Origin of the sequence: Bacillus sp. SIMBA_074 (assembly GCF_046534555.1) — a bacterium.
GTDB lineage: Bacteria > Bacillota > Bacilli > Bacillales > Bacillaceae_G > Bacillus_A > Bacillus_A mycoides.
The window spans coordinates 1-230 of record NZ_JAWRYM010001350.1 but is presented as its reverse complement, the minus strand read 5'-3'; the positions used below and the strand labels follow the sequence as shown (position 1 = coordinate 230).

At 69.6% G+C, this 230-nt stretch carries 1 protein-coding gene; it reads left to right on the top strand.

Features of this window, described 5'->3' with window-relative positions:
- A partial coding sequence (locus SB773_RS35100) for a SpoIIE family protein phosphatase (protein WP_410595218.1) occupies positions 1–230 on the top strand: 230 nt, incomplete at both ends.

Genomic DNA, 230 nt, shown 5'->3' with positions numbered 1-230 from the left:
AGGGCACCGGCCCCGCCATCGTCGCGGCCGGAGTGCGCGCATCGCTGCGCACGGCGCCCGAACGCAGCATCGCCGAGGCGATCGCCGATGCCGACCGACTCCTCGAAGAGGACCTCTCTGAGACGACGATGTTCGTCACGGCGGTTCACGCAGAGCTGCAGCCTGAGAGCGGTGACCTCGAGGTCATCGACGCCGGACACAGTCCGGCGTTCATGCTGCGCAGCGACGGC